At 69.2% G+C, this 22,810-nt stretch carries 23 protein-coding genes and 4 pseudogenes; 14 read left to right on the forward strand and 13 right to left on the reverse strand.

Annotated elements, in window-relative coordinates:
• Window positions 1-108: 108 nt before the first annotated feature.
• The 6 genes and pseudogenes from ABZ454_RS36430 to ABZ454_RS36455 all read right to left on the reverse strand — a co-directional run bounded on the left by ABZ454_RS36430 (window position 109) and on the right by ABZ454_RS36455 (window position 4,729).
• Window positions 109-1,038 carry a hypothetical protein gene (locus tag ABZ454_RS36430; RefSeq protein WP_359543791.1) on the reverse strand — a complete coding sequence of 310 codons (930 nt, stop codon included), beginning with the start codon at window positions 1,036-1,038 and terminating at the stop codon, window positions 109-111.
• A 100-nt stretch (window positions 1,039-1,138) separates the two neighbouring features.
• Window positions 1,139-1,576 (reverse strand): hypothetical protein, encoded by a 438-nt coding sequence (locus tag ABZ454_RS36435; RefSeq protein ID WP_359543792.1) that lies wholly within the window; start codon window positions 1,574-1,576, stop codon window positions 1,139-1,141.
• A gap of 129 nt (window positions 1,577-1,705) precedes the next feature.
• Window positions 1,706-2,193 (reverse strand): annotated as a pseudogene (locus ABZ454_RS36440) (cation transporter dimerization domain-containing protein); the annotation flags it as partial.
• A gap of 12 nt (window positions 2,194-2,205) precedes the next feature.
• A pseudogene (locus tag ABZ454_RS36445) lies at window positions 2,206-2,612 on the reverse strand ((2Fe-2S) ferredoxin domain-containing protein).
• Window positions 2,609-2,953, reverse strand: a pseudogene (locus ABZ454_RS36450) (heavy metal translocating P-type ATPase); the annotation flags it as partial. The pseudogenes ABZ454_RS36450 and ABZ454_RS36445, both read right to left, overlap by 4 nt.
• Before the next feature lie 1,329 nt (window positions 2,954-4,282).
• Window positions 4,283-4,729 carry a helix-turn-helix domain-containing protein gene (locus ABZ454_RS36455; RefSeq protein WP_359543793.1) on the reverse strand — a complete coding sequence of 149 codons (447 nt, stop codon included), beginning with the start codon at window positions 4,727-4,729 and terminating at the stop codon, window positions 4,283-4,285.
• A gap of 105 nt (window positions 4,730-4,834) precedes the next feature.
• On the opposite strand from ABZ454_RS36455, the gene ABZ454_RS36460 reads away from it, so the two are divergent.
• From ABZ454_RS36460 to ABZ454_RS36480, 5 genes are all read left to right on the forward strand, one after another.
• Window positions 4,835-5,551 (forward strand): DsbA family oxidoreductase, encoded by a 717-nt coding sequence (locus ABZ454_RS36460; RefSeq protein ID WP_359543794.1) that lies wholly within the window; start codon window positions 4,835-4,837, stop codon window positions 5,549-5,551.
• A 39-nt stretch (window positions 5,552-5,590) separates the two neighbouring features.
• Complete coding sequence (locus ABZ454_RS36465) at window positions 5,591-5,962, forward strand: DoxX family protein (protein WP_356323259.1); 372 nt, start codon at window positions 5,591-5,593, stop codon at window positions 5,960-5,962.
• Between the two features lie 69 nt (window positions 5,963-6,031).
• On the forward strand, window positions 6,032-6,694 hold the full coding sequence (locus ABZ454_RS36470) for an NAD(P)H-binding protein (RefSeq protein WP_359543795.1): 663 nt from the start codon (window positions 6,032-6,034) through the stop codon (window positions 6,692-6,694).
• A 65-nt stretch (window positions 6,695-6,759) separates the two neighbouring features.
• Window positions 6,760-7,482, forward strand: coding sequence for an SDR family NAD(P)-dependent oxidoreductase (locus ABZ454_RS36475; protein WP_359543796.1), 723 nt, complete (start codon window positions 6,760-6,762; stop codon window positions 7,480-7,482).
• Between the two features lie 182 nt (window positions 7,483-7,664).
• Complete coding sequence (locus ABZ454_RS36480) at window positions 7,665-8,873, forward strand: ISAs1 family transposase (protein WP_359543797.1); 1,209 nt, start codon at window positions 7,665-7,667, stop codon at window positions 8,871-8,873.
• Here ABZ454_RS36480 and ABZ454_RS36485 read toward each other — a convergent pair whose 3' ends face one another.
• Window positions 8,874-9,503: a TetR/AcrR family transcriptional regulator gene (locus ABZ454_RS36485; RefSeq protein WP_359543798.1), complete on the reverse strand. Its 630-nt coding sequence runs from the start codon at window positions 9,501-9,503 to the stop codon at window positions 8,874-8,876.
• Window positions 9,504-9,719: 216 nt separating this feature from the next.
• Between ABZ454_RS36485 and ABZ454_RS36490 the strand changes: the two genes are divergently transcribed.
• Window positions 9,720-10,472 carry a helix-turn-helix domain-containing protein gene (locus tag ABZ454_RS36490; protein ID WP_359543799.1) on the forward strand — a complete coding sequence of 251 codons (753 nt, stop codon included), beginning with the start codon at window positions 9,720-9,722 and terminating at the stop codon, window positions 10,470-10,472.
• Between the two features lie 155 nt (window positions 10,473-10,627).
• The gene (locus ABZ454_RS36495) at window positions 10,628-11,095 is read left to right on the forward strand and encodes a hypothetical protein (protein ID WP_359543800.1); all 468 of its coding nucleotides are present in this window, start codon (window positions 10,628-10,630) and stop codon (window positions 11,093-11,095) included.
• A 195-nt stretch (window positions 11,096-11,290) separates the two neighbouring features.
• Here the strand turns inward: ABZ454_RS36495 and ABZ454_RS36500 are convergent, their stop codons facing one another.
• Window positions 11,291-11,575, reverse strand: coding sequence for a hypothetical protein (locus ABZ454_RS36500; RefSeq protein ID WP_359543831.1), 285 nt, complete (start codon window positions 11,573-11,575; stop codon window positions 11,291-11,293).
• Between the two features lie 937 nt (window positions 11,576-12,512).
• Here ABZ454_RS36500 and ABZ454_RS36505 point away from each other — a divergent pair.
• Window positions 12,513-12,650, forward strand: a complete 138-nt coding sequence (locus ABZ454_RS36505; RefSeq protein ID WP_359543801.1) for a hypothetical protein — start codon at window positions 12,513-12,515, stop codon at window positions 12,648-12,650.
• Between the two features lie 144 nt (window positions 12,651-12,794).
• Here ABZ454_RS36505 and ABZ454_RS36510 read toward each other — a convergent pair whose 3' ends face one another.
• The 3 genes from ABZ454_RS36510 to ABZ454_RS36520 all read right to left on the reverse strand — a co-directional run bounded on the left by ABZ454_RS36510 (window position 12,795) and on the right by ABZ454_RS36520 (window position 13,972).
• Complete coding sequence (locus tag ABZ454_RS36510; RefSeq protein ID WP_359543802.1) at window positions 12,795-12,926, reverse strand: hypothetical protein; 132 nt, start codon at window positions 12,924-12,926, stop codon at window positions 12,795-12,797.
• Between the two features lie 104 nt (window positions 12,927-13,030).
• Window positions 13,031-13,537: a hypothetical protein gene (locus ABZ454_RS36515; RefSeq protein ID WP_359543803.1), complete on the reverse strand. Its 507-nt coding sequence runs from the start codon at window positions 13,535-13,537 to the stop codon at window positions 13,031-13,033.
• 117 nt (window positions 13,538-13,654) lie between these two features.
• Window positions 13,655-13,972, reverse strand: coding sequence for a hypothetical protein (locus tag ABZ454_RS36520; protein WP_359543804.1), 318 nt, complete (start codon window positions 13,970-13,972; stop codon window positions 13,655-13,657).
• Between ABZ454_RS36520 and ABZ454_RS36525 the strand changes: the two are divergent.
• From ABZ454_RS36525 to ABZ454_RS36550, 6 genes and pseudogenes are all read left to right on the forward strand, one after another.
• Window positions 13,910-14,038 (forward strand): annotated as a pseudogene (locus tag ABZ454_RS36525) (IS5/IS1182 family transposase); the annotation flags it as partial. The gene ABZ454_RS36520 and the pseudogene ABZ454_RS36525 overlap by 63 nt on opposite strands.
• Before the next feature lie 17 nt (window positions 14,039-14,055).
• Window positions 14,056-14,577, forward strand: a complete 522-nt coding sequence (locus tag ABZ454_RS36530; protein ID WP_359543805.1) for a hypothetical protein — start codon at window positions 14,056-14,058, stop codon at window positions 14,575-14,577.
• Between the two features lie 421 nt (window positions 14,578-14,998).
• On the forward strand, window positions 14,999-15,562 hold the full coding sequence (locus ABZ454_RS36535) for a peptide deformylase (RefSeq protein ID WP_359543806.1): 564 nt from the start codon (window positions 14,999-15,001) through the stop codon (window positions 15,560-15,562).
• Between the two features lie 198 nt (window positions 15,563-15,760).
• Window positions 15,761-15,997, forward strand: a complete 237-nt coding sequence (locus ABZ454_RS36540) for a hypothetical protein (RefSeq protein WP_359543807.1) — start codon at window positions 15,761-15,763, stop codon at window positions 15,995-15,997.
• A 1,080-nt stretch (window positions 15,998-17,077) separates the two neighbouring features.
• Window positions 17,078-17,323: a hypothetical protein gene (locus ABZ454_RS36545; RefSeq protein WP_359543808.1), complete on the forward strand. Its 246-nt coding sequence runs from the start codon at window positions 17,078-17,080 to the stop codon at window positions 17,321-17,323.
• A gap of 131 nt (window positions 17,324-17,454) precedes the next feature.
• The gene (locus ABZ454_RS36550) at window positions 17,455-18,279 is read left to right on the forward strand and encodes a hypothetical protein (RefSeq protein WP_359543809.1); all 825 of its coding nucleotides are present in this window, start codon (window positions 17,455-17,457) and stop codon (window positions 18,277-18,279) included.
• 1,608 nt (window positions 18,280-19,887) lie between these two features.
• Here ABZ454_RS36550 and ABZ454_RS36555 read toward each other — a convergent pair.
• Both ABZ454_RS36555 and ABZ454_RS36560 read right to left on the reverse strand, forming a co-directional pair.
• Complete coding sequence (locus tag ABZ454_RS36555; RefSeq protein ID WP_359543810.1) at window positions 19,888-20,943, reverse strand: DUF6056 family protein; 1,056 nt, start codon at window positions 20,941-20,943, stop codon at window positions 19,888-19,890.
• A gap of 253 nt (window positions 20,944-21,196) precedes the next feature.
• Entirely contained in the window at window positions 21,197-22,624 is a 1,428-nt protein-coding gene (locus tag ABZ454_RS36560) for a glycosyltransferase (RefSeq protein WP_359543811.1), read from the reverse strand.
• Window positions 22,625-22,810 lie beyond the last annotated feature (186 nt).

Genomic DNA, 22,810 nt, shown 5'->3' on the forward strand with positions numbered 1-22,810 from the left:
AGCACTGCGAAGCGGGCCGGGGGGGGCCCCCCCCCCCCGGTGGGGCGGGGGGGGGGGGGGGGGGGGGGCGGGGGGCCCCCCCCGGGGGGGCCCCCCCCCGCGGGGGGTTCAGCCGGCGTTCAGGGTCAGGGCTGCGGTGTGGGGCGTGCCGCCGGTCTGGAACTGCAGGAACAGCCGCCAGTTGCCGGAGGTCGGCAGTTCCGCGTCGAAGGACAGTTCCGGTCCGCCGTGGTCGCCGTTGACCTTGGTGGTCGGGTGGAGGTGGGCGAAGGCGGTGTCGCCCTCGTGGAAGGCGGTCAGGTGGGCGTAGGTGTCGAGGTAGGGCTGGAGGTCGGTGACGGGCTTGCCGTCCTTGGTGACGGTGACCGTCATCGGGTGCTCCATGCCGGCCATCGGGTCGCCCTTGACGGTGACGGTGTAGCCGTCGACCTCAGCGGTCTTGGCGGCAGCCGGCAGCGGGGTCTTCGCCGCGGTGCCCGGGGCGGTGGCGGTGCGGGACAGGACGAACGCGGTGCCCTTGCCCGCTCCGCTGTCGGGGGTGAAGGAGGCGAACATCCGCCACGTGCCGGGTGCGAGCGCGTCCAGGTCGGCGGTCCAGGTGCCGTCGGCGGCCATGGTCGGGTGGATGTGCTGGAAGCCGGTCAGGTCGGAGCGGATGGCGTAGAAGTGCATCCGCTTGGTCTGGTCGAGCGCGAAGGCGGTGACGGGCTTGCCGTCCGGGCCGGTGACCGTGAACCGGTAGGCGGCCTGCGTGCCGGCCGTCAGGGTCGTGTCCTTGCTGGTGAGGCGGTAGCCGTCCTTGTTGTCCGTGAGGCCGTTGCCGGCGGCCATGTGGTCCATGCCGGGCATGCCACCCATCGAGGGCGAGGTGCTCGCCGAGGCGGACGTGGACGGCTTGGTGCCGTGGTCCATGCCGGGCATTGAGGAAGAACTGTCGTTGGAGGAGCCGCAGGCGGCCAGCGTCAGCGCGAGGGCGGCTGCGGTGCCGGCCGCCGCGAGGGCACGACGGCGCACGGTGGGACGGGTGGAAGTGAACATGTGAGTGGTCTTTCCGGGTGGGCGCACCACGCCGGGCGGGCGCGCGGAGGTGAGCAGGACACGTGCCGGGCCCGGTAGTCCGGGTTCCGGCGGGGTCCTGTCAGGTCCGCGCGATGCCCACCTGGAGGAGCAGACTTCGCCCGCCCGGTGGCGGTGGGCCGCGCCGCCCCGCCCGGCCCGGGGCCAGGGTGTGGCCCGCCAGGAACAGGGACGCGAGGACCGCGACAACGACCAGCAGACCGGGTGCCGCCGGCGGGGTCGTGTCGCGCGCGGGCGTCGAGACGCACGTCGTGCCGTCCATCGCCGCCGAGCCTGACGCCTGCTGCGGGCCGGGATGGGACATCACGGGCGCCGTCGCGGACTGCATCGCGTGCGAGTCTTCGCTGTCGTGCATCCCGGCGGACGCGGACATCGCACCGTGGCAGCCCTCGGCCGCGGTGGCCGGAGCGCCGTGCATGAGGAACAGGCCGAACAGGACCGCGCACAGGGCCAGCAGCCGGGTGATGCCCCGCCTGCGCGCCTGTCCACTGCCTGCCACCCTGATTCCTTTCCTCACGCCACCGAACATGGCGGATGTGTCGCCACCTCGGCTCGACCATACCCCAGCCCGGTACCCGGTGACTGGTGCATCAAGCCGCTGGGGCCACCACCGAATCCCTTGCGGGCATCATCCCGCGTGGTGGGCGAGGGAGGCATGCGGATCGCCGCCACCGTGGGCGTGGTCGGCATGCACCGTGGCGGCGGTCAGCCGCGGCATGGCGTGGATCAGGGCATGCTCGGCTGCGACGGTCAGGGCGTGGGCCCGGACCACGGTGAGGTCGGGGTCGACGACGTCGGCCTCTGCATGCGGGGCGTGGCCGATCCACCGCATCCTGACCTGCCCGACGCCACGAACGCCGTCCACCGCGCGCAGCGCTTCTTCGGAGGTGTCCACCAGGGCGGGGTCGACGGAGTCCATCAGCCGGCGGTAGACCGCGCGCAGCACCATCCGGATCGCGGCGGTGATGAGCAGACGATCGGTTCGGCGGCCCGCCAGCCCAGTGCGCGCCGCCCGCGCCGGACGGCCAGGGATGTGAAGCCGTCGGTGCGGGCGTGCGGACCGTCGGCGACGAGGGCTGCGGAACCGATCTTGCGGCCGGCGCGGATGCGCCGGCGAACCCCCGGCGGTCAGCCTTCGCGTTCGTGCCGGACGCGGCGTGAAGGGATGAAGGTGTAGAGGTCGAGGACATCCGGCGGCTCGGCGAGGCCGGGGCCGCCGTCCTTGACCCAGCGGGTGATGTCGGCGGCGGCGCCGGAATCGTTGACCTGGCCGAGCCAGACGGGCCGCCCGCCCACCCGCCTGCCCTCGGCGGAGGGCTGGATGACGAGGACGTTGGCGCGCTCGCAGGCGTCCAGGCAGTCGGTCCGGCGCACCATCGCCACCCCGCCCAGCATGGTGCGCAGATCGGCGAGCTGGGCTTCGTGGTCCAGGCGCGGGACCTTCGCCGTCGTGCCGCAGCAGCAGCCGCGGCAGACGGTGACCGTGGCCGGGCCGCCCCCGCAGCGTGGGCGGCCTTCTTGCTGCGGCGGCTCACTGCTGGGTCCAGGCGGGTGCGGCGGCTCGGTTCCAGGCGGCGTCGCGCAGCAGCCGCAGTCCGTTGAGGCCGACGATCACGGTGGATCCTTCGTGACTCAGCACACCAAGCGGGAGCGGCAGGTGCCCGGCGAGGTCCCAGATGACCAGGCCGGAGATGAACACCGCAGCGATCACCAGGTTCTGCACCACCAGGCGCCGGGCCGCGCGGGACAGGCTCACCACGGTGGGCACGGTGGCGAGTTCGTCGCGGCCAATGACCGCGTCGGCCGTCTCCAGGGCGAGGTCGGATCCGGCCCACCCCATGGCGATGCCGGTATGGGCGGCAGCCAGCGCGGGGGCTGCGGCACCCTGAACGCCGACACCTGGCGCGACGCCGAATGGACCGTTCGCGCCCTCGGACGCCCCTGAGCCGCAGCCTTGTCGCCCGGCCCGTAACCCCTCCACAATCGGCGCACGCGGCCGGGGACACGCCAGAGCCACCCACAGCGCCCTGGCGATCATGGAAGCAATGGCACACTGATGGGCTCAACTTGCCCATCGCGCCCTGGAGATCGCTGACGAATGCCACCCCCGCCGACGCCCAGGGAGGTGAAACATCCGGGGAACGTACCGGCGGCTGCCTGAGCGGCCGCATTCGCTTTACCACCCGAGGGTCGGCCGTCTTCCCCCACACCTGTGTCTGCCGCCACTATCAAATGCTCGGCGGCACACCAGTGAAGTGGTGGGTGGGATTCGAAACGGTCACCTGGACCGGGTGAGGGCGGCGAGCCAACCTGGTACGAGACCTTCGAAGGCGAGGCGAAGCGCGGCTTCTGCCCGAACTGCGGCAGCCGCCTCGCAGCGATCGACAGCGACGATCCCCGCAAGGATCCGCTTCCGCCAACACTAATACCGACTCCACTTCGCAGATAAAAAGCATACAACCACATGAATAGCCAGAAATCCTGACCGCAGACCTCAAGAATGTCACTTGGAGTGACCATTTCGGCTCGTTGAATGACGAATGTCGAGAGGCCGAGAGGATTCACATGGCTGTTGGGCCGCGATATGCCTCCATTCGGTACGTGTCGGCGAGTGCGGCAGCGCGGGCCCGCCGGAGACCTCGTGTCCCAGCGCGCCCGGGCGCTCTTGGGCGAGCAGGTGCTGCTGATTTCCGTCCCAGGCCAGGGGCAAGTAGTGCCTTTGCCCGGAGGTGGAGGCAGGTCACCATACTCGCAGCCCCGACCGATCTTGCGGGTGAACGCCGACTGTTCTGCTCGGGCGACCGATGTTTCAGTAGGTCCGAGAGTCGACGCGGACTGCTCGCGCCCGACTGCTGGAGGCACCGCCCCGGCTCGGCCCAAGGAGGCGGGTCGGAGGTAGAGAGCATCGCCTGAATCGACGCTCGGCCGGCAAAGACGGTGCCAGCGAGCTACAACATCCCGTCCCTGTCCAGGAGTTCGGTGAGACGATCGCCGCCCTGGTCATTGGTGAAGCGTATCGATCTGACGTGGCCGTGGGGTTCGCGGATCGGGCTGGAACGGAGGCAGGCATGGCCTCCGAGTGATCATGAGGTGTCGAGTCCCTGATCACCATGTCGGTGGCCAGTGGGAATCCTCCACCCGCGGCCACCGATGAGGAGTCGGGTGGCCGCGTGTTTCGCTACCGTCGGTGACGGTCTCCGGTAGCTCAGGCGCGTGCACCCGTACTCGGCTGCGCTGAGGTCGTGCGGGCCCGGTTCTCACGGATCTCGTCGTGGTGGGCAGCGGCCCAGCCGACCAGGGACGTGGCGATCTCGTGGAGGCCGCGGCCGAGCGGGGTCAGGGTGTACTCGACGCGCGGGGGCACTTCGGCGTAGGCGGCGCGGGAGATCAGGCCGTCCTGCTGGAGTTGGCGCAGGGTGAGGGTGAGCATGCGCTGGGAGATCCCGGGGACTTGGCGCTGCAGGTCGGTGTATCGCAACGGGCCCGGCTCCAGGACGGCGATCAGCAGCAGGCTCCATTTGTCGCCGACGCGGTCCAGGACCTCGCGGATGAAGGCCATGTGCTCGGCGGGGATCGCCGCGCACGGCCCGATCGCCGCCGCTCCGACCGCCTTCGCTTCACCGGTCGTCGCCACTTCGCTTGCCCGTTCCATCACGCACATTCCTCTCCGGCACGCACACGGATGTGCCTTTTGTATCGCCTTCCATACTGGTCCACCATGGCGTTACGAACAAGTCGTAAGAATTGGAGGTGCGCGATGAAGGTGGACATCTGGTCCGAGGTGACGTGCCCCTGGTGCGGGCTGGGCCATCACCGCCTGGAGCAGGCCGTGGAGCGGTTCGAGCACGCCGGCGAGGTGGAGGTGGTCCACCACTCGTTCCCGCTCAGCAGCAGCTTCCCCAAGGACCGGACCTTCTCCGTCCGCGAGGCTCTGCTGCGACGGCACGGTGTCGGCGGCAGTCAGGCCGAGGCGTCGACCCGGCGGATCGAGGCACTGGCCGCAGCCGAGGGTCTGAGCCCCTACCGGGTGCTGGACAACCAGGTCGGCAACACCGACCTGGCCCACGAGTTCCTCGCCCACGCCTCCGCCCAGGGCAAGAACCGCGCAGCGTGGGACGCGATCTTCGACACCTACTTCGGCAGGGCCGAGCCCGTCTTCTCCCAGGACGACCTGCTGGCGCTGTCCGACACCCTGGGCCTGGACCGCGAGCAGACCCGACAGGCCCTCGCCCAGCGCCGCTACCGCGAACAGGTCCGCGACGACGCGGCCCACGCTCAGCGCCTCGGCGCGACCGGCGCCCCGTTCATCGTCGTCGACGGCCGCTACGGCGTCCCCGGTGCCCAGGGCAGCGACACCCTGCTGGACCTGCTCCGCACCGCTTGGGACGACACCCACCCCCTCACCCCCGTCGCCGGTGGCGGTGACGCCCCGGTCTGCGGCCCGGACGGCTGCGCCGTCCCCGTACACGGCTGATCTCCCCATAGCCCCCGTGATCCGGAGACGAGGAGTCCGATGAACGTCCTGCTGTGGGTACTGCAGGGACTGCTGGCCGCGGTGTTCGCGATGGCCGGCGTCATGAAGACGACCCAGCCGATCGACAGGCTCGCCGGCACTCTTCCCTACGCCAAGGACCTCGCCCCGGGCACGGTCCGGCTGATCGGCGCGGTCGAACTGGCCGCCACGCTCGGCCTCGTCCTGCCCGCCGCCACCGGCGTCGCGGTGGTCCTCACCCCGCTCGCCGCCGTCGGCCTCGCGGTGGTGATGGCGCTGGCCGCCACCTTCCACGTCCGCCGCCGGGAGTACAGCGCGATCGGTATGAACGCCGTGCTGCTGGCCCTGGCCGTCGTGGTGGCCTGGGGCCGCTTCGGCCCGTACTCCTTCTGATCCTTCCGATTCCGTCCCCGGCCGGCTCCCGCCGCCCGGCCCTCCGCCCATGAAAGGCGATGACTTCCCATGACCGACCTGCTCGTCCTCGGCGGCAGTGGCCGCACCGGCACCCACGTCCTGGCACAGGCCGCCGAACGCGGCCACCGCGTCCGCGCCCTCGTCCGCGACCCCTCCGCCGTCCACGCCCCGACGGGCATCGAGCTGATCCAGGGCACGCCCGCGAACATCGACGACATCCGCAAGGCCGCCCACGGCACCCGGGCGGTGATCAGCGTGCTGAACAACGCCCGCGCCTCCGACAACCCCTGGGCCAAGCCGGTCAGCCCGCCGATGTTCATGACCGACGCCGCCCGCAACACCCTGACCGTCATGGCCGAACAGGGCATCCGCCGGATCGCCCTGACCTCCTCACAGGGCGCCGGCGACGACTGGGCTCGCCTCAACCCGCTGATGAAGGCATTCATCAACCTGTCGAACATCAAGGTCGGCTTCACCGACCACACCGGCGTCGACCACGTCGTGCGCGCCTCCGACACCGACTGGACCCTCGCCCGCGCCGTCGCCCTCACCGACAAGCCCGCCACCGGCCCCCTGCGCGCCGCCGACCCCGGCACCACCGCCCCCGGACGCTGGATCAACCGGGCCGACCTCGCCCGCTTCCTCCTCGACTCCGTCGACCAGGACACCTGGATCCGCCGCGCCCCGCTGGTGTGGAACGTCCGCGGCTGACCCGCCCCACCTCGAACCCCTGCTGAACAGCCAGAACACCCCAAAAAGCCCGAGGAGACATCCCCATGCCCGACACGTCCAAGGTCATCGCCGTCTTCGGAGCCGGCACCGGGCTCGGCGCCTCCGTCGCCCGCCGCTTCGCCCGCGAAGGCTTCCGCGTCGCCCTCGTCGCCCGCCGCAAGGACCGCCTCGACGCACTCGTCGAACAGTTCATCGGTGAGGGCATCGACGCGGCCGGATTCACCGCCGACCTCTCCAAGCCCGCCGAGGTACCCGCCCTCATCGACGTCATCCGCGGACGGTTCGGCCGGATCGACGTCATCGAGTACGGGCCGATCAGCGGTGAGCAGAGCTTCGCCCCCGCCACCAAGCTGGACGCCGTCACCCTGCAGAAGGACAGCCCTCTTCTCCTGTTCACGCCGGTCGAGGTGGTCCGCGCGGTGCTGCCCGAGTGGGCCGAGCGTGGCGACGGCGCGTTCCTGATGACCACCGGCCACACCGCCGTGGTGCCGCGGCCGTACATGAGCGGCGTGGGCCCGCTGATGTCCGCCGCCCGCAACTGGCTGTACTCCCTCAACGGCGAGCTCGCCGACGTCGGCGCCTACGCCGGCACCCTGTCCATCGCGGCGTTCATCGCCCGCAGCGAGATGGGCGAGATCGCCGCCGCATCACTGCCGGAAGGCGTCGGCCCGCTCGTCGACCCGGACGACCTCGCCGAGCACTACTGGGACCTGTACACCAAGCGCGACCGCATCGAGCAGATCCACCCCGAGCCGACCGCCGGGTAACCCAGCCCAGGCCCCTCGCCACCACGGCCCGGGTCATCCCTCGGCGACGATCACCCTGCGTACAGGCCAGTCCTGCGGTGGGAAGTCCAACTGGCCGTCCGCGGGGACCGCCCGCCAGCGGGGAACCCGCGGCCGTACGCGGGGAAAGGATCTCGGCCGCTGTCATCACAAGGCGGAAGACCGTGCCTGCCCGATCATCATCGCCCATTCCCGCCGGCCTGGGCCGGCTCGCCACCGGCCGCCCTGCCGAGCCCGGGGAACACCCGCAGCTGCTGGACCGCCTCGCGACCGTTCCCGATCCACGTAGGGCCAAGGGGCGCCGCCACCCCCTCGCCTTCGTCCTCGCACTCGCCGCGTGCGCGGTACTGGCCGCCGCGACATCCCTGACTGCGATCGCGGAATGGGCAGCCGACGCCCCGGCCGCCGTGCTCACCGCCCTCGGCGGCCCGAGCCGCGAACCCGCCGGGCCCACCGCCCCGACCGAAGCTACTGTGCGCCGAATCCTGCAGCGCGTGGACGGCGACGCCCTCGACGCGGCGATCGGCGCCTGGCTCGCCGCCCGCGACCCCGACCGCCCGCCGCCCGACCATGACCTGGGCATACGCGCCCGCCGCTCGCTGGCCGTGGACGGCAAGACCGTTCGTGGCGCGCGCCGCGTCGACGGCACCCAGGTCCATCTTCTGGCCGCGATGACCGGGACCGGCCTGGTCGCAGCGCAGCGTGAGGTCGGCGCCAAGACCAACGAGATCACCCTCTTCCGGCCGATGCTCGCCGACCTCGACCTGGCCGACACCGTGGTCACCTTCGACGCCCTGCACTCCCAGACAGCCCATGCCTGCTTCCTGGTGGAGGAGAAGAAGGCCCACTACATCGCCGTGATCAAGGGGGATCAGCCGCTGCTGCACCAACACCTGAAGCAGCTGCCCTGGCGGGAGGTTCCGCTGCTGGACAAGACCCGCGCTACGGAGCACGGCCGTGACGAGATTCGCCGCGTCAAGACCTGCACCGTCACCCGCGGCCTCGACTTCCCCCACGCTGCCCAGGCCGTGCAGATCGTGCGCCGCCGCCGGACGGTCACCACCGGGAAGGTCACCCTGGAACGTGTCTACGCAGTCACCGACCTGACGGCGGAACAGGCGGATGCTCCCGAGTTCGCGCACCGTGTACGCGAACACTGGGGCATCGAGAACAAGATCCACCGCGTGCGCGACACCACCTTCACCGAAGACGCCTCCCGCGTGCGGACCGGGACCGCGCCCCGGGCCATGGCGGCACTGCGCAACCTGGCCATCGGCGCCCTCCGCCTGACCGGCTGCGACAACATCGCCGCCGGCCTGCGCAAACACAGCCGAGACGCCACCCGACCGCTGGCCACCCTCGGCATCACGTGATCAAACCGGACAGAACCCCTGAACGACGCCGTCCTGGTCTCCGAGCTCCGAGAAGGCGTCGCCGGCGGAAAGGCCGGTGGACTCCAGGAGGGCGCCCGACTGGACGGCGTCGGTGGCGACTGCGACGACCTGGGCGGCGAAGTGCCCGTTCACGGAACGGAAAACGCCGGCCCGCACGCCGTCCTCGATCAGCTCCTGGACGCGGCGGGCGGCCGCGTCGGAGTTCTTGCGGCAGATGTGCGCCGTGGGTTCGTAACCGACCATGCCGTCATAGAAGGCGTGGGAGGGGCGGCGCATGGCGGTGCCGACGCCGGCGAGGTACACCTGGATTCGCCGGCGCGGGTCGGGTTCGACCTCCACGGACCTTTCGATCTCCGCCGCGGACTCCTTGAAGAAGGCGCGGGTCGCGGCCACCACCAACTGCTCCTTGGTGGCCGCGAGGCTGTAGAGCGTCGCCTTCGAACACTCCGGGCGCTGGGCGAGCGCGTCCATCGTCACCGAAGCTGTAAGCGACCGAACGAAGGCGAGTTCGGTGCCGTCCGGTGAGTACGGGGGCTGGAGGCCCGAGGTGAGCGGGGTGGGCGTAGCGCCTTGGCGTGGGTCGTAGACCGAGATGGTGCTGCCGTGCACGCGGAGCCGGACCAGGGCCCGGGCCGGGCCGCGCGGCCGACCGGCCCCACCGGGCCCCGGGGCCTCCTGGTGCTCCTTCCGTCCCACCGGTAGCGGCGGGCGGTGTGCTATGGGTCACGTTCGCGCGTGGCGGTGTGTGCCCCCGCTGTGAAGGTCGGGCACTCTCTCTCGACGGCCGTGCGAGGGGGCACGGCCCGGTGACCGACCGGGGGAGAGATGTCGCGATACGCGGGCGGGGAGCAGGAGCGGGCAACGGACGCGGGGAGGCAGCAGCGGGGAACGGATCGCGGGCGGGGCGTGATCGAGGGGGCGTTCGCGCTCCTGGAGGCGTTGCGCAGGTGCGGCGGGGAGGCGGGGCTCACCGAGATCGCGGCGGCCTGCGCCCTGCCCAAGGGGAGCGCGCACCGGCTGCTGGAGCAGTTGTTGCTGGTGGGCGCGGTGGAGCGGCAGGGCAGCCGCTACCGAGTCGGCTCGCAGCTCTACCGCATCGGGCAGGCGTGGGAGCCGCATCCGGGCTTACGGGTGGCGGCCCGTCACCCGCTGCACCGGCTGCGGGCGGCCACCGGGGCGAGCGCCCTGCTGACCGTCCTGCACGACGGCAGGGCCCTGACCGTGGCGTCCGTGCCGGGCGAGGTGGAGCCGCTGGTTCCGGTGCGGAACGGGATGAGCTTCCTGCTGGAGACGGCGGCCGGCCAGGTGCTGAGCGCTCGGGGCCCGGCCGGCTCCGGGGGCCGGCTGCCGGGGGCGGTGCTGGAGCGCGAGGAGGTGATGGACGGGGTGTGCTGCGCGGCGCTGCCGGTGCGGGGGCGCGACGACCGGACCGTCGCCGCGATCACCGTCATGACGTTGTCGGCGCAGGGGCTTCAGCGGGCAGCCCAGGAGGCGGCCCGGGCGGGCGCGGCCGTCACCGCGGCCCTCGTCAGGGCCGGTGCGTCCTCGCCCCGCCTGCCTCCCGTCCTGCACTACTGACGCTTCGTGAGATATGGCGCTCGTGCCGTGAACGGGCTTTTCCCGCGCGCCGGTTCCGCTCAGTGGAACGCGCGTAGAACGGCGGATCGCGGTGCGGCAGTCTGTTCCTCGAGCCGGTCGGGGGACCGGCGAAACCTGAGACTACGGGGGACAACATGACCGTCCGACGACTGACCACCTTCGCCCTCGCGGGCGCGTTGGGCCTCACCTCGCTGGTGGGCGCCGCGGGCGCCGCGCAGGCCGATCCGGTCGACTACGTGCAGATCCAGCTCGTCGACCTGTACTGCGGCGACGAGAGCGAGGGCGACCACGACGAGGCTTACCTCAACATCGCGGCCAACGGCGGCAAGGCCGTGAAGCTCTGGCCCGCCAAAGCGTCGTACCAGACCATGGGCACCGGCTACCGCCGCGCCCTGGACGAGAGCAACGGCAACGCCCTGCTGGTCCTCGGCAGGACCGAGTCCCGCACGCTCTCGCTGTGGGACTACGACAGCACCAGCAGCGACGACCGGCTCGGCTCGGTGACCGTAACGGGCAACGAGGCCGGTGCAGAGACGCAGTACCGGGTGCTGGAAGGCTCCGGCGGCGTCTACACCATTGCCTACCGGGTCGTCGACATCTGATCCGCCGGTCCGGCCGGGCCGGCGACCGGTCCGGCCGGGGCCGCAGGCAGGAACACGGACGCAGCCCCCCGGCGGGGGGACCGCACCGCCGGACGCACGGGGGACCACGGCAAACCCCCGCGGAGGGAACGCACCGCGCGCCGCCGGGCGCCGCTGGCCGGAAGCCGGTGGCGCCCGGGCGGACCGGATCATCGATCACCTCGCGCCGATGCTCGCCCTCCATCCCTCGCAAGTGGTTCGCGAAGGACACCGCTGGGTGAGCAGGCCGCGTATCCGGTTGCTGGTGCGGGTGGCGGCCCCGGCGGGGAGGTCCTGGTCGAAGCCGGTCAGCACGGTCAGCTCGGCGGTCAGCACGGTCAGCACGGTCAGCTCGGCGGTCAGCACGGTCAGCACGGTCAGCACGGTCAGCTCGGCGGTCAGCACGGTCAGCACGGTCAGCACGGTCAGCACGGTCAGCTCGGCGGTGATCTCGTCGGTCAAGGGCTGGAAGGACGGGCTGATCGAGCGCTGGGAGGCCGCGCGCCAGGACGGCGCACCGCCGCGCCCCTGCCCAGCCCGGCCCGGCCCCGACCGACTTCGCGCAGGCCACGCTCGACTTCGGCTGACCAGATGACAGCGGGGCCGGACAGGATCACCCTGTCCGGCCGCTGCTCGGTTCCGGCTGCTCATCGGCTGAGGCGGATGCGTGACCCCCGCGCTTACTCGAGGTCGTCCAGGAAGGCGTCCTCCAGTTCCCGAGCGCGCCCTCCCGGGGGCGGGCCACGCAGGCGGCCGGTACCCCCGAGACCTGGCCGGCACCACCACACTCGTCAGCGCCATCACCGACGAGCAGATGTGCCCGTGCTCCACCGTCGCTGTGCTGAGACTTCTCACTCGCGTGCGCACCGCAGTCCAGGCCGCCTACGCCGAACACACCGGAACAGCGCCGGCCAAGGACGACCTCCTGGATCTGCGCGCGCTGGGCCAAAGGTCCCGCACGCCGGCGGGCATCAGAACCCCCAAGTCCGTCGACCTGCGCACGATTCGGCAGAGGTGGCTCCGCGATCTGCTGCGGACCTGGACGATTCAGCAGCGCCCCGCAGCGGACGAGTTCGGCCGCACGCTGCGCGGGAGGCGAAGCGGCCGGTGCGCACCAGCTGCGGTACGAAGTTCACCGACGAACGCTGACTGTCGACCCGGCAGTCCTCCTGGCGGAGCGAGACCGGTGGCCTGAGCGGGCCGTGAGAGACGGAGCACTTCGCCCGGATCAATGCCGAACGTGTCGCGTGGCGGGAGGCGGAGGAAGCCGCGGCGCGGGAGGCGGCCGAAGCGGAGGCTAAGAAGAGCCGCAGCCTGTTCCGCCGCCGGTAGCCGCGGGCAACCCCAAGGGAACCCTGGGCAAGCCCCCGGGAGCCGTGGGCAAGCCACTCTCGGCCGGGTGTTCAGCAACCGGGCGCTGCGGGTCCTCCCCGACACCGGCGAGGCACTGGCGACCGTCTGCGCATCCGGAGCGCAGGACCGCTGGCCCACCCTGTACGCGAAGTCTCACTGGAACGGCTGTGCTGTGGCGTTGTAGCCCTTCCAATACTCCGAACCGGTCCGGGATCCGGTCGAGGTCTGTGAAGTCATTGGGTGCCACGACTTCGAAGCAGCCTACTGCACCCCTTCTCGTTCGTCGGGGAAGGATTTCCGCCACGTCCACCACCGGTGCCAGAGCTGCTCACGGCAGCGTGGCCGCCTTGCGCAGCAGTACCGATTGTTCGCGGGTGTTGCGGCACAGGCGGGCGGCGAGTTCGAATTCGGCCTTGGCCTCGCCGGTCCGGCCGAGCCGGCGTAGTAGTTCGCCGCGCACGCTCGGGAGCAGGTGCGATCCCGACAGGCGGTCGGTGGCGACCAGGTCGTCGACGATGGCGAGCGCTTGCTGCGGTTTTACAGTCCCCGGGGCGACGGATGAGGTCAGGCTTCGCCCGGGGGAGTGGTAGAACCGTCTGCGCGGTCCGGCCACGAGGTGCCCAGATCGCGGCGCATGGCCACCTGTGCTTTCTCGGCCGCCGCGAGGTAGGCATGAAGATGCCTACCGAACTCCGGGTTCCCCCTGGATGAGCCCCCTACGACCAGGTCGCGGAGGTCACGGACCCTCCAAAATGCCTGATTGACCGGTTCCATGACCTCCCACGGAGCGATCAGGGCGAGCTCGTAGCGCAGTGGATACAAGTTGCGGGACACAAATACGTCGTGAGCTGCGGTCCGCTTCTCCTCTGTCGGACGTCCGTCGCGGGCAAGCTCATCCAGCCGCTGGTACACGTCCGACAGCGCTGCCATGAATGCTGCATATGCCTGTCGGCGCGTGTCCTGGTTGAGGGCTGCACGGTCACGACGCCAGCGAAGCCGATCAGCAAGAAGCGTGGATCCGACGCCGATCCCAGCGCCGATCAAGGTGTTCACAGGGGCCAACCAGTCCATGAGTCGGACCCTATGGGGAGGCCGCTCGGTGGTGAAGGCCGCCAACTGAAGCGCTCATCCGCCAAGTAGAGCGCTCAGTCACAAATGCTGGGGACCAGGCGTTTCGCATGAGCAGGCCTACAGCTTGATGTCGAGCTGTTCCACGTCGGTGAACTCCACGCCCAGCCCGTGGGCGCGGGAGTTGTTGGCCCGGAAGTACATCCGGGCGAGACCGTCGGCCGCGATCTGCCGGAGCTGGTCCTCGTTGGCGCCCTGCTCCCGTGCGCTGAACAGTTGGTCGGCGTACTCGGGCGGCAGAGCTTGGGTGATGTCGCGGATCCGGGCGTCGTCGGTCGTGCCGCCGGCGGATTTGAAGCCGAAGCGGGCGCGGGTGGCAAGCGCGGACGACCCCGCCGCCGCCCTTACGTGCTCTACGCCGACCGCGGCTACTACCACGACATCTACCGACGCCAGATTCGCGAGCTGGGTATTCGCCCGCTCATCGCCCGCCGTGGCACCGACTCGGTTCCCTCAACCCCGTGGTCGTCACACCGGCAGCATGCGCGGCGCGCGGCTCGGACATTGCCCGCGAGTACATTGCCTCCGTCACCCTGGCCCAAGGACAGTTCTGCACCAAGCCCGGTCTGCTCTTCCTCCCCGCCGGTCACGGCCGGGAGGAAGAGCTGCGGCGAGCAATCGCGGCCGCCCCCGCAGCGCCCCTTCTCGGTTCCTGGATCAGCAACGCCTACCACACCACCCTCAAGGAACTCGCCGGCCACCCCGCCATGCGCACCCTGCACCTTGCCGACGAGCCGGACGACCCCAGGGCCTCCTCACCGGCGCTCCTCACCGCCACGGCCGAGAACCTGCGCACATCTCTCGAACTGCTTCGGGAATGCTTTGGTCCCGCGTCTCTCGTCGTCACGTACACGACCACCGAAGACTTGCTGGAAGCCCTGGACACGTTGCCGGTGGCCTCACGGCAACCATTCAAGGCCAGGAACAGGACGAGGCAGATCTCCTTCACAGCCTTATGGCCCGGCTGCGGGCTGGACGCCTAATCTGGAACGGCTGGCCCACCGGTGTCGCGGTGACGGCCGCCATGCACCACGGCGGGCCGTGGCCAGCGACGACATCCCCCCTGCACACAAGCGTCGGAAGCAGAGCCATCGCCCGATGGATGCGGCCCGTGGCCTACCAGAACATGCCGGATGCCCTTCTCTCCGACTCCCTCCGACGCATCGCCCCCTGACGCGTGCATCAGGAGGTGGACAGCTCACGCCAAAAGCAGGGCTGAGATCGAGGGGCGGCTTCGACACGTCTGTGCGCTGCGAACCACCGACGCGCACCGAGGTGATCAGGACGCCCTCTTCACGTGGACGAGGTCCACCCCGCGGCCTTGTCTCTCCGCTACCGTGTCTTGAGTGAAAGTGCGGGCACGTCCCGAACTCAGCACGACCCCCGGAAGTTCAGGTGACTGAGGTGCAGCAGCCCAGCGAGCCGACGTGCGAGCTCCTCGTCGCCCAGTACGGCGCACCCATTCTCTCCCAGGCCGCCCGCCCCTTCGACCTGCCCGCCAAGCGCGAGGCCGCCGAGCTGGCGGCGGAGATGCTGTTCTCCTCGATCCAGCGCATCGGGCAGGTTCACTCCTTCGCCAAGGGCATAGGGCTCGCCGCCCCGCAGATCGGAATTGGGTGGGCCGCGGCCGCCGTCCAGCCGCCCGGCCACGACAGCCTCACGATCGTGCTCCTCAACCCCCGCGTCACCGCATCCTCCCAGGACACCGATGAACAGTACGAGGGATGCCTGTCCTTCTTCGACGTCCGCGGCTTGGTCCCCCGCCCGCTGACGATCACGGTGGAGACCACCGCGCTCGACGGCACCACGGTGACCACGATGTACGAACGCGGCCTCGCCCGGCTCGTGGCACACGAGATCGACCACCTCGACGGGCTGCTCTACACCGCCCGTATGCGGCCCGGCGTCGACCCGATCCCCGTCGAGGAATACCGGCAATCCGGCCGCAGCTGGGCCTGCGGCTCCTGACCGGTCCCCCTTGATCTTTGGAGGAACGCCCGTGATCTACGCCTTCCCGCATCGCATGAAGGGCTGCCCGGCCCTCGGGGCTGTTACCGGACTGCCGGGCCCATTCGGTGTATCCCGGCCCGATGAGGCGGGGATGGACGGGTCGCCGCAGGACGCGTACGCCACCGGCGTTCCCGCCGCGTGTGAGGGGCGCGGGCGGTGAGCGGGATCTGGCGCCAGGTCCTGGCCGCGTACACCACCGACCAGCACGACGCACAGGATCGCGAGCAGCTGCTCGCCCTGGGCGCCGCGGAACTCGCACATGCCCGCAGCAGCGAGGGCAGGCCCGCCAGTGCCGAAGACGTCCAGCACATCGCGCTGCACGAGTTCGGTCTCCTGATCGGCATCATCCAGGCCCGTACCGCGCTGCACGAACGTCGCGTCCTCCACCAGTGACCGCCGCCGGATTCGGGCGTTAGATCTGTGTGACCACGACGACGCCGCGGCCCGTCCCGAGCAACCACCGCGCCGCGCCCACCGCCCTGCCGGATGAGCCGATCTTCTCGGCGTTTTTCGCGCACTGGGTAGAGGGGCGTGTCGTGCCCGGCCAGGTCGACCGGGGCTGGGCCATGGTGGCAGACAGCTGCCCGTGGCCCCGGCGATGAAGACCAGCGTGGTGCAGTGGTCGACCCCCCCCGCACCCGCTGTACCGGCCGGCAGCCTCGGAGCCTGCTTGGCCACCGGGGCTGCCGGACCGGCCGGTCTGGTTGGGCCCCCTTCCGGCCCGGCAGTCTCTATCCCTTGTGAAATCGCCGGAACCGTCCACACCGTGGTGTCGTTGACCGTGCGTGGGTGGGTACACCTGTGCGCTCCCCGACGATGAACGGGTGGACCGACGGCCCAGCTCGTGACGGTAGCCGGGCCGGCGGCTCAGCGCCGCATCGTCGGGGCCGTGCCCAGGAGGAACGGAACGGTGTTGCTTTCAGCGGTTTGACAGGGCATCCGGTCCGGCATCAGCCCGTCTTTGCCGACCTGTCCGGCTCCCCAGGGGAAACCGACCGGCGCCAGGGCAGGATGTACGCGCGGACGCAGACCTGGCAGTCATGAGAGTGAGAGCCGCGGCCGTCCCGTAGTTGTCGCCGGGCAGGGCCGGATGCTCTTGCCCCTCGACGTCCGCTACCAGCTCCGGTGTCTCCGGCCGTGGGGACCAACCGAGCAGCCCGCAACGCTAAGCACTTGATCTTGGTAATCCGTGTCCCTGCGGGCCGGGGGCACTGCTTCGACGAGGCCACACGGGACCGCGCTGCACCGCTGGTAGCACCAAGCCCGGGCGGTGAAGGGCTGGCTCGACAATTCGACATCTGGATGAATCGTGCTAGCTAGTGACACAATGCACCATTTGCAGCCGCTTCCAATTCCCTGCCGGGCCACCTGATCCCGGACGCCACATAGCGTTCACGGCTGCATACCGGGCGGGCGGCCAAGGCGCAGCATGGGGTATTCGTCGCCGTAGAACACGAGGGTCAGCAGTGGACCATGAAAGCTGACGCGCTCACCGCCCGGCCTGGCCACGCCGTCGACGACACGGTGAACGATGCGTTGCTGGCCGCCATCGTCCGGCTGGTTCCGCAGCGGGAAACCGGACCGGACGCCTACGCGGGGCCGGTGTACTTCAAGCTCCACGGGGTGCCGAGCGAAGAGCGGGCCCGCGAGCTTGCCGCCGCTTTCCATGCCGCCCTGTACGGAGACCTGGAGCCGCTGAACTGTGCCGTGCACGAGTGAAACGGACGGCGGTGGCGGTCACCTCGACCTGCCGCAGAGCGACAGCGTGCCTGCAGTGGTGCAGACGGCTCCCGAACCGGCCGTCACTGTAGTCAGGATGTGTTCAGGTTCCGCCTGGCAGGGTCGGACGCATGACTGAGACCTCTGAGACGTCCGGGGAGTACCTGCACGCCAAAGCCCGGGGCCGCTTGCGGTGGAACAAGGTTCCGGAAGTCACCGCGTACTTCTGGATCATCAAGGTGCTGTGCACAACGGTCGGCGAGACTGCGGCGGACCTCCTCAATGAGAGGCTGGGCCTAGGCTTGCCCGGCGTGTCTGTGCTGATGAGTGTTCTACTCGCGGCGGTCCTGGTCGTCCAGTTCCGCACGGATGCCTACCGGCCCGGTGTCTACTGGTTGGCTGTGGCCTTGATCAGTGTGGTCGGCACACTGATCAGTGACAACCTCACCGACAATTTGGGCGTGCCGTTGGTGACCAGTACGGCCGTGTTTACTGTCGTCCTCGCTGTCGTCTTCGCCATCTGGTATGGCCGAGAGGGAACCCTTTCCATTCACAGCGTCGACACGCTTTCCCGCGAGACCTACTACTGGCTCGCCGTACTGTTCACCTTCGCCCTCGGTACAGCGGCGGGAGACCTCGTCGCGGAGCAATTGGCCCTCGGGTACTGGGTCTCCGCGGTCTTGTTCACTCTGGCCATTGCCATCGTTGCGGTCGGACACCTCGCGCTCGGCCTCGACGCTGTGCTGAGCTTCTGGATTGCGTACATCCTGACTCGTCCGCTTGGCGCCTCGATTGGTGACTACCTGTCCCAGCCTGCCGGCGACGGCGGCCTGGGGCTGGGCACGGTGGTAACCAGTGCGCTGTTCCTGGCCTGCATTCTTGGCCTGGTCATCTATCTCTCGGTGACACGCCGGGATGTCGCCGAAACCGAGCCAATGACCCCGCAGCGAGGCTGACGACGAAATTTCCGAGGGTGGCCTCTCGTCGTGTTCGCCTCGCCGCTTGGAGCAAGAAGTCGTGGGAGCAGACCAGGGCGACTCAATGCATCTGCCCTCAGGGCGGCCGGCGCGCTGGTTGGAGGGCTGGGGCACAAACTACGCAGGTACGCCGGATTAGTCGTCGAGAACGCATTACGCCCCATGCCTGCGTGTATTTCTGATCGCCCGCCGCAAGCAACACCACCGCTGCGGCTGCACGCTCGTGGAGGTCTGGCGCCGCCTGGCCGGTGAGTCGGAGCGCCTCTGTCCAGACCGCCGGGTGTGCCATCAGGTGAAGACGTCCGCCACGGGCGTGCCTGTCGGGAACCGGGCGCAGAGTAGGTCCTGGGGATACTGGCGGCTGGTGTGGATCGTCAAACGGCTGGCAGGTAGTACCGGACCTCATCCCGGTGTACCCCTGGCTCATCCAGGCCCTGCGAAATGGGCGTGACGCATAGTCACCGCAGTGGGCGCGCCCCGGATCCCTGAATGAGTCCCGGGGATCGCCTGCGGACATGAGACAAGGGCGTCCAACGTCGATGTGTGCCTCGTGGTCATTTCGGCGCTGCCCGGATACACCTCTGCGCGGCACTGGCTTCGCCGCGGCGGGCGGGACTTCGGCCACCTGTTTCCCTACGTGCCCCAGCAGTCCGGCTACAACAAGCGGCTGCGCGCCGCGCTCTCACTGCTCACCCGTATGATCCGGAGAGCTCGGCCAAGCGCTTGCACCTGGCAGGCTGGGCGTAGTGCGGCTACTGCGCATCACACTCGCGATACTTCTGGGCGTTGCGTCTGGACCCGGTGTGCACACTCGGCGGACTGCCGGTCCTGTTCGCGCTCACCGGCGTGAAGGCGGACGAGCGCGAGACACTGCGTGACATGCTCGATACCGCACCAGACGTCCTCGCCGTTCACCCGGGCAGACGATCATCAGGGACAAGGACTCCGGCTGCGAGTTCGAGCACAGCCTTGCCGAGCGTCACCTGAAGTTGCTGCGGCCAGCCTGCAAGGGGGAAGCCGAGCGGGCGGGGGCGCCCCTGTTCACGCCGCTGCGGCAGGTCGTCGAGTCGATCAAACCTTCAGGGGGCAGCTCGACCTGGAACGACACGGCGGCAAGAGCGCTGCAGGGGTGTCAGCCCGGGGCTTGTGCCGGATCCTCGCACTCTCGAAGCGGCGATCTGGCACAACGGCCAAACTGGACAGCCCATCAAGCAATCGCTCATGGCCTACGATCACTGACCGCAACAACACCCCGTGGACTCATTCATCTAGTGAGTAGACCCGGGACGGCGAGATTGGGGGCAGGGTGGTGCGAAATGCTGCGTGGATCGGTTCACGCCCCGGGAGGCAGACGCGGCGTGTATGTGATCCGCTTCAAGTGGTAGTACTGCGCGGTGCAGGTGCCCGGCCATAGTGTGCGGCCGTGGCTTCCGAACGGGTCGCGCATCTGCCCTACCGACGCTGGGGCGTAGGGCAGGACCTGTGCGCCCTTAGCCGCCTCATCGCGCAGCCACCGGTCTTGGCGGTCCCAGTGCCGGGACCGGACCTCCATGTCCTGAGCGAGGCCGGCCAGCGGGGCGGCCAGCCCTACGCAGACCGCAGCGCACAGCACCGCCGCCGCTCCCGTTGCGGTGGCGGTGCCCCGTCCATGGGTTTGCAGGGCGGTGCCGAGCAGGGTGCCGAGTCCGACAAGCAGCAGGACGAAGACGAAGAGGTAATCGTTCCAGGTGCGGTCCCATAAGTCATCATGCTGTTGCCGAAGGCGGGCAGTGTGACGAGGGTGCAGAGGTATCCGGACAGCAGGAGGGCCGCCAGGCTCGCCAGGGCCGGCAGGAGCAGTCGGCTGCGCAGCGGCCTATCTTTCACCAGATCGTTCTTTCGCAGCAGCAAGCCCAGCAGAACGCCGACGGTCAGAGGGCCGAGGTAGGTCCAGGTCGTCAGTACCGTTCCCAGGATGTCGCCGAATGTGCGCAGAGCGTCTGCCAGTGCGCTGGTGTCGACGATGGACGTGGCGCCGGTGTCGAACCGGTCGCGACGGATCCTCGCCCCTGGCGACGTATAGAGGATGACGACGCCCGCCACCACAGCGGTCAGCGCGACGCCGCACCAGAGGCGGGTCTGGGTGCGGGCGGTGCCCGGCTGTGACCGGAGACTGAGCAGCAGGACGGTGCAAAGTGAAACTGCTGCGACGATCGCGGTCCCCTCCGAGAGGGTCCCGATGAAGAGCCCGGTCATGGCGGCGACGCACAGGGCGAGAATTCGTCCCCGGTGCGACCTGGCCCGGAGCAGCGGGATCACCGCTCCCGCTGCCAGTGCCGGGGCGACCGTGTGTGATACGGAGGAAGCGGGCCAGTAGAAGGTTTTGTACGTGTTGGGGGTGGCGAAGAAGAACGCCACCACGGTCATCGCCGCGACGAGCAGGGGCAAACCGCGCGGCGCCGTCCGCCCGGCAGCATGCAGGGCAGCGGCGATCACAGCCCACACCAGGCCCAGAACCAGCAGTCCGCTGACCGTGGCGTACCACTGGTGGCCCGTCACGCCCCATGCGCCGTAGAGCGCAACCAGCAGCGCGTTGCCGATGCGTCCGTTGTCGTGCAGGTAGAACTTCCCGATCATTCCGGAGACGCCTTCGTCCCGCAGCATGGGCAGGAAGCACCAGTCGTCGCCGCCCGGCCGCACCAAACGGCCGATCCAGAACGACGCGCCCAGGAGAGCCAGCGGCAACACAGTGAGGGGAGCCGCCCACAGCGGTGCGCGGGGCCGAGGGACCCCTTCGCCCTCCCGCCGCGGGGGCGTGGCTGCCGCGGTCGGCGGGGAGTCCGCACTTCCTGATGCTTCGGTGGTCATGGCTGTGCCGGCGCCTCTCGTGTGATGCCGCTGCGTAGGTGTTTGCGAGTCATTCGCCAGGGCGGCCGGTCTGGCTGCCGAGTAGTGATTCCGTCCGCCGGGGCGCGGCGGCACCGGAGGTGATCGCCCACCGGGCGATCAGGAAAGAGAAAGGGGTTGCGAGAACTCCGGCGATCAGGGCGGCGATGTTCTTTCCCATGGCCAAATGACTCACTCCGACATAGAGCAGCGCCCCGGACAGGGCGAGATTGACGAGACTCGACAGCGGAAAGCGGACGAACGCCCGCCATGTGGGACTGGTTCGGCAGGTGATGTAGGAGTTGAGCAGGAAGGAGCCGATGATGCTGACGCAGTAGCCAATGACATGGGCGGTCAGATACGCAATCCATGGGTTAAGAGCGGCGTACACGGCCAAATAGACTAAGGTATTGACGACCCCGATCACGGCGAATGTCAAAAATTGACGCACGGTTCCGGGCTGAGCCGAACCATAGGCTCTAGCGCCGCTGCCTCGCATCCGTGACGGCCGCTCGGTTACAGCAGAAGCCGGGCTCTCACTTGTTTCCCTGATGAGATAGTGCGGGCGGTTCTTCGTCTCGCAGTAGATTCGGCCGACATATTCCCCGACAATGCCGAGAGTGACCAGCTGGATCCCGCCGAGTGCCACGACGGCGGTGAGCAGCGAGGTGTAACCGGGCACCCCCACCCCGTTGCGCGCCACCTCCACGATGATCCACACGGCGTAGCCCATGGCCGCCAGGGCCATGAGCAGACCGGCGTAGATGGCCAGCCGTAGCGGACGGTTGTTGAAAGAGATCAGTCCGTCGATGCCGTAGTTGAGCAGCCTCCTGCCACCCCACTTCGAACGTCCGGCCACCCGTGCGGCGTTCTGGTAGGTGAAGCTGGTGGTGTCGAAGCCGATCCAGGAGAAGATTCCTTTGGAGAACCGGTTGGACTCGGGGAGCGCCAGCACGCTGTCCACCGCGCGACGGGACAGGAGCCGGAAGTCTCCCTCGCCATCGACCACCGACACCTCCATGAAGTGCCCCATGGCGCGGTAGTAAGAGCGGCTGGCAAACGAACGCAGGGCGCCCTCGCCCTCTCGGTCGCGCCGAGCGATCACCTGATCGTATCCGTGCTGGCTCAATTCCAGCATGCGTGGCAGAAGTTCGGGAGGATGCTGGAGGTCGGCGTCCATCAGTACCACGCAGTCCCCGCGAGACATGCGAAGTCCGGCAAGCATCGCGGCCTCCTTCCCGAAATTGCGACTGAAGGTGATATACCGGACTCTCTCGTCGGCGGCGGCCAGGTGGATCAGCTGGGCGCGCGTGAGGTCATCGCTGCCGTCATCGACGTAACAAACCTCGAAACTCTCCCCTGTCGGTTCCAGGGATTCAACCAGTGCACGGTGAAAGGTCTTCACTACCTCTTCCTCGTTATAACAAGGAACAATAACCGACACCTGGCAGTTTTTCATTTATATTCCAATCGGGTGAGGAAGGGACCGTATCGAATTTTATGCCCAGGCCGTGCGGATGCAATTGAGGCAGCAGGGCTATCAACGAGAATCTTCGGCTCGAGGCAGTCGAACCTCTTGGTGCCGCGGACCAGCCCGGCACGGCATCGAGTAGCGGCGGCCGGCACATCGACGTGTGCCCGCCAC

The sequence above is a fragment of the Streptomyces sp. NPDC005803 genome, from assembly GCF_040630435.1.
In the GTDB taxonomy this organism is placed as follows: domain Bacteria; phylum Actinomycetota; class Actinomycetes; order Streptomycetales; family Streptomycetaceae; genus Streptomyces.

Coding starts and splice junctions, on each gene's coding strand:
- ABZ454_RS36430 (WP_359543791.1), bottom strand. CDS start 1,038: ATGTTCACTTCCACCCGTCCCACCGTGCGCCGTCGTGCCCTCGCGGCG.
- ABZ454_RS36550 (WP_359543809.1), top strand. CDS start 17,455: ATGACTGAGACCTCTGAGACGTCCGGGGAGTACCTGCACGCCAAAGCC.
- ABZ454_RS36555 (WP_359543810.1), bottom strand. CDS start 20,943: ATGCTGCGGGACGAAGGCGTCTCCGGAATGATCGGGAAGTTCTACCTG.
- ABZ454_RS36465 (WP_356323259.1), top strand. CDS start 5,591: ATGAACGTCCTGCTGTGGGTACTGCAGGGACTGCTGGCCGCGGTGTTC.
- ABZ454_RS36490 (WP_359543799.1), top strand. CDS start 9,720: ATGTCGCGATACGCGGGCGGGGAGCAGGAGCGGGCAACGGACGCGGGG.
- ABZ454_RS36545 (WP_359543808.1), top strand. CDS start 17,078: ATGAAAGCTGACGCGCTCACCGCCCGGCCTGGCCACGCCGTCGACGAC.
- ABZ454_RS36470 (WP_359543795.1), top strand. CDS start 6,032: ATGACCGACCTGCTCGTCCTCGGCGGCAGTGGCCGCACCGGCACCCAC.
- ABZ454_RS36475 (WP_359543796.1), top strand. CDS start 6,760: ATGCCCGACACGTCCAAGGTCATCGCCGTCTTCGGAGCCGGCACCGGG.
- ABZ454_RS36560 (WP_359543811.1), bottom strand. CDS start 22,624: ATGAAAAACTGCCAGGTGTCGGTTATTGTTCCTTGTTATAACGAGGAA.
- ABZ454_RS36495 (WP_359543800.1), top strand. CDS start 10,628: ATGACCGTCCGACGACTGACCACCTTCGCCCTCGCGGGCGCGTTGGGC.
- ABZ454_RS36515 (WP_359543803.1), bottom strand. CDS start 13,537: ATGGACTGGTTGGCCCCTGTGAACACCTTGATCGGCGCTGGGATCGGC.
- ABZ454_RS36455 (WP_359543793.1), bottom strand. CDS start 4,729: ATGGAACGGGCAAGCGAAGTGGCGACGACCGGTGAAGCGAAGGCGGTC.
- ABZ454_RS36460 (WP_359543794.1), top strand. CDS start 4,835: ATGAAGGTGGACATCTGGTCCGAGGTGACGTGCCCCTGGTGCGGGCTG.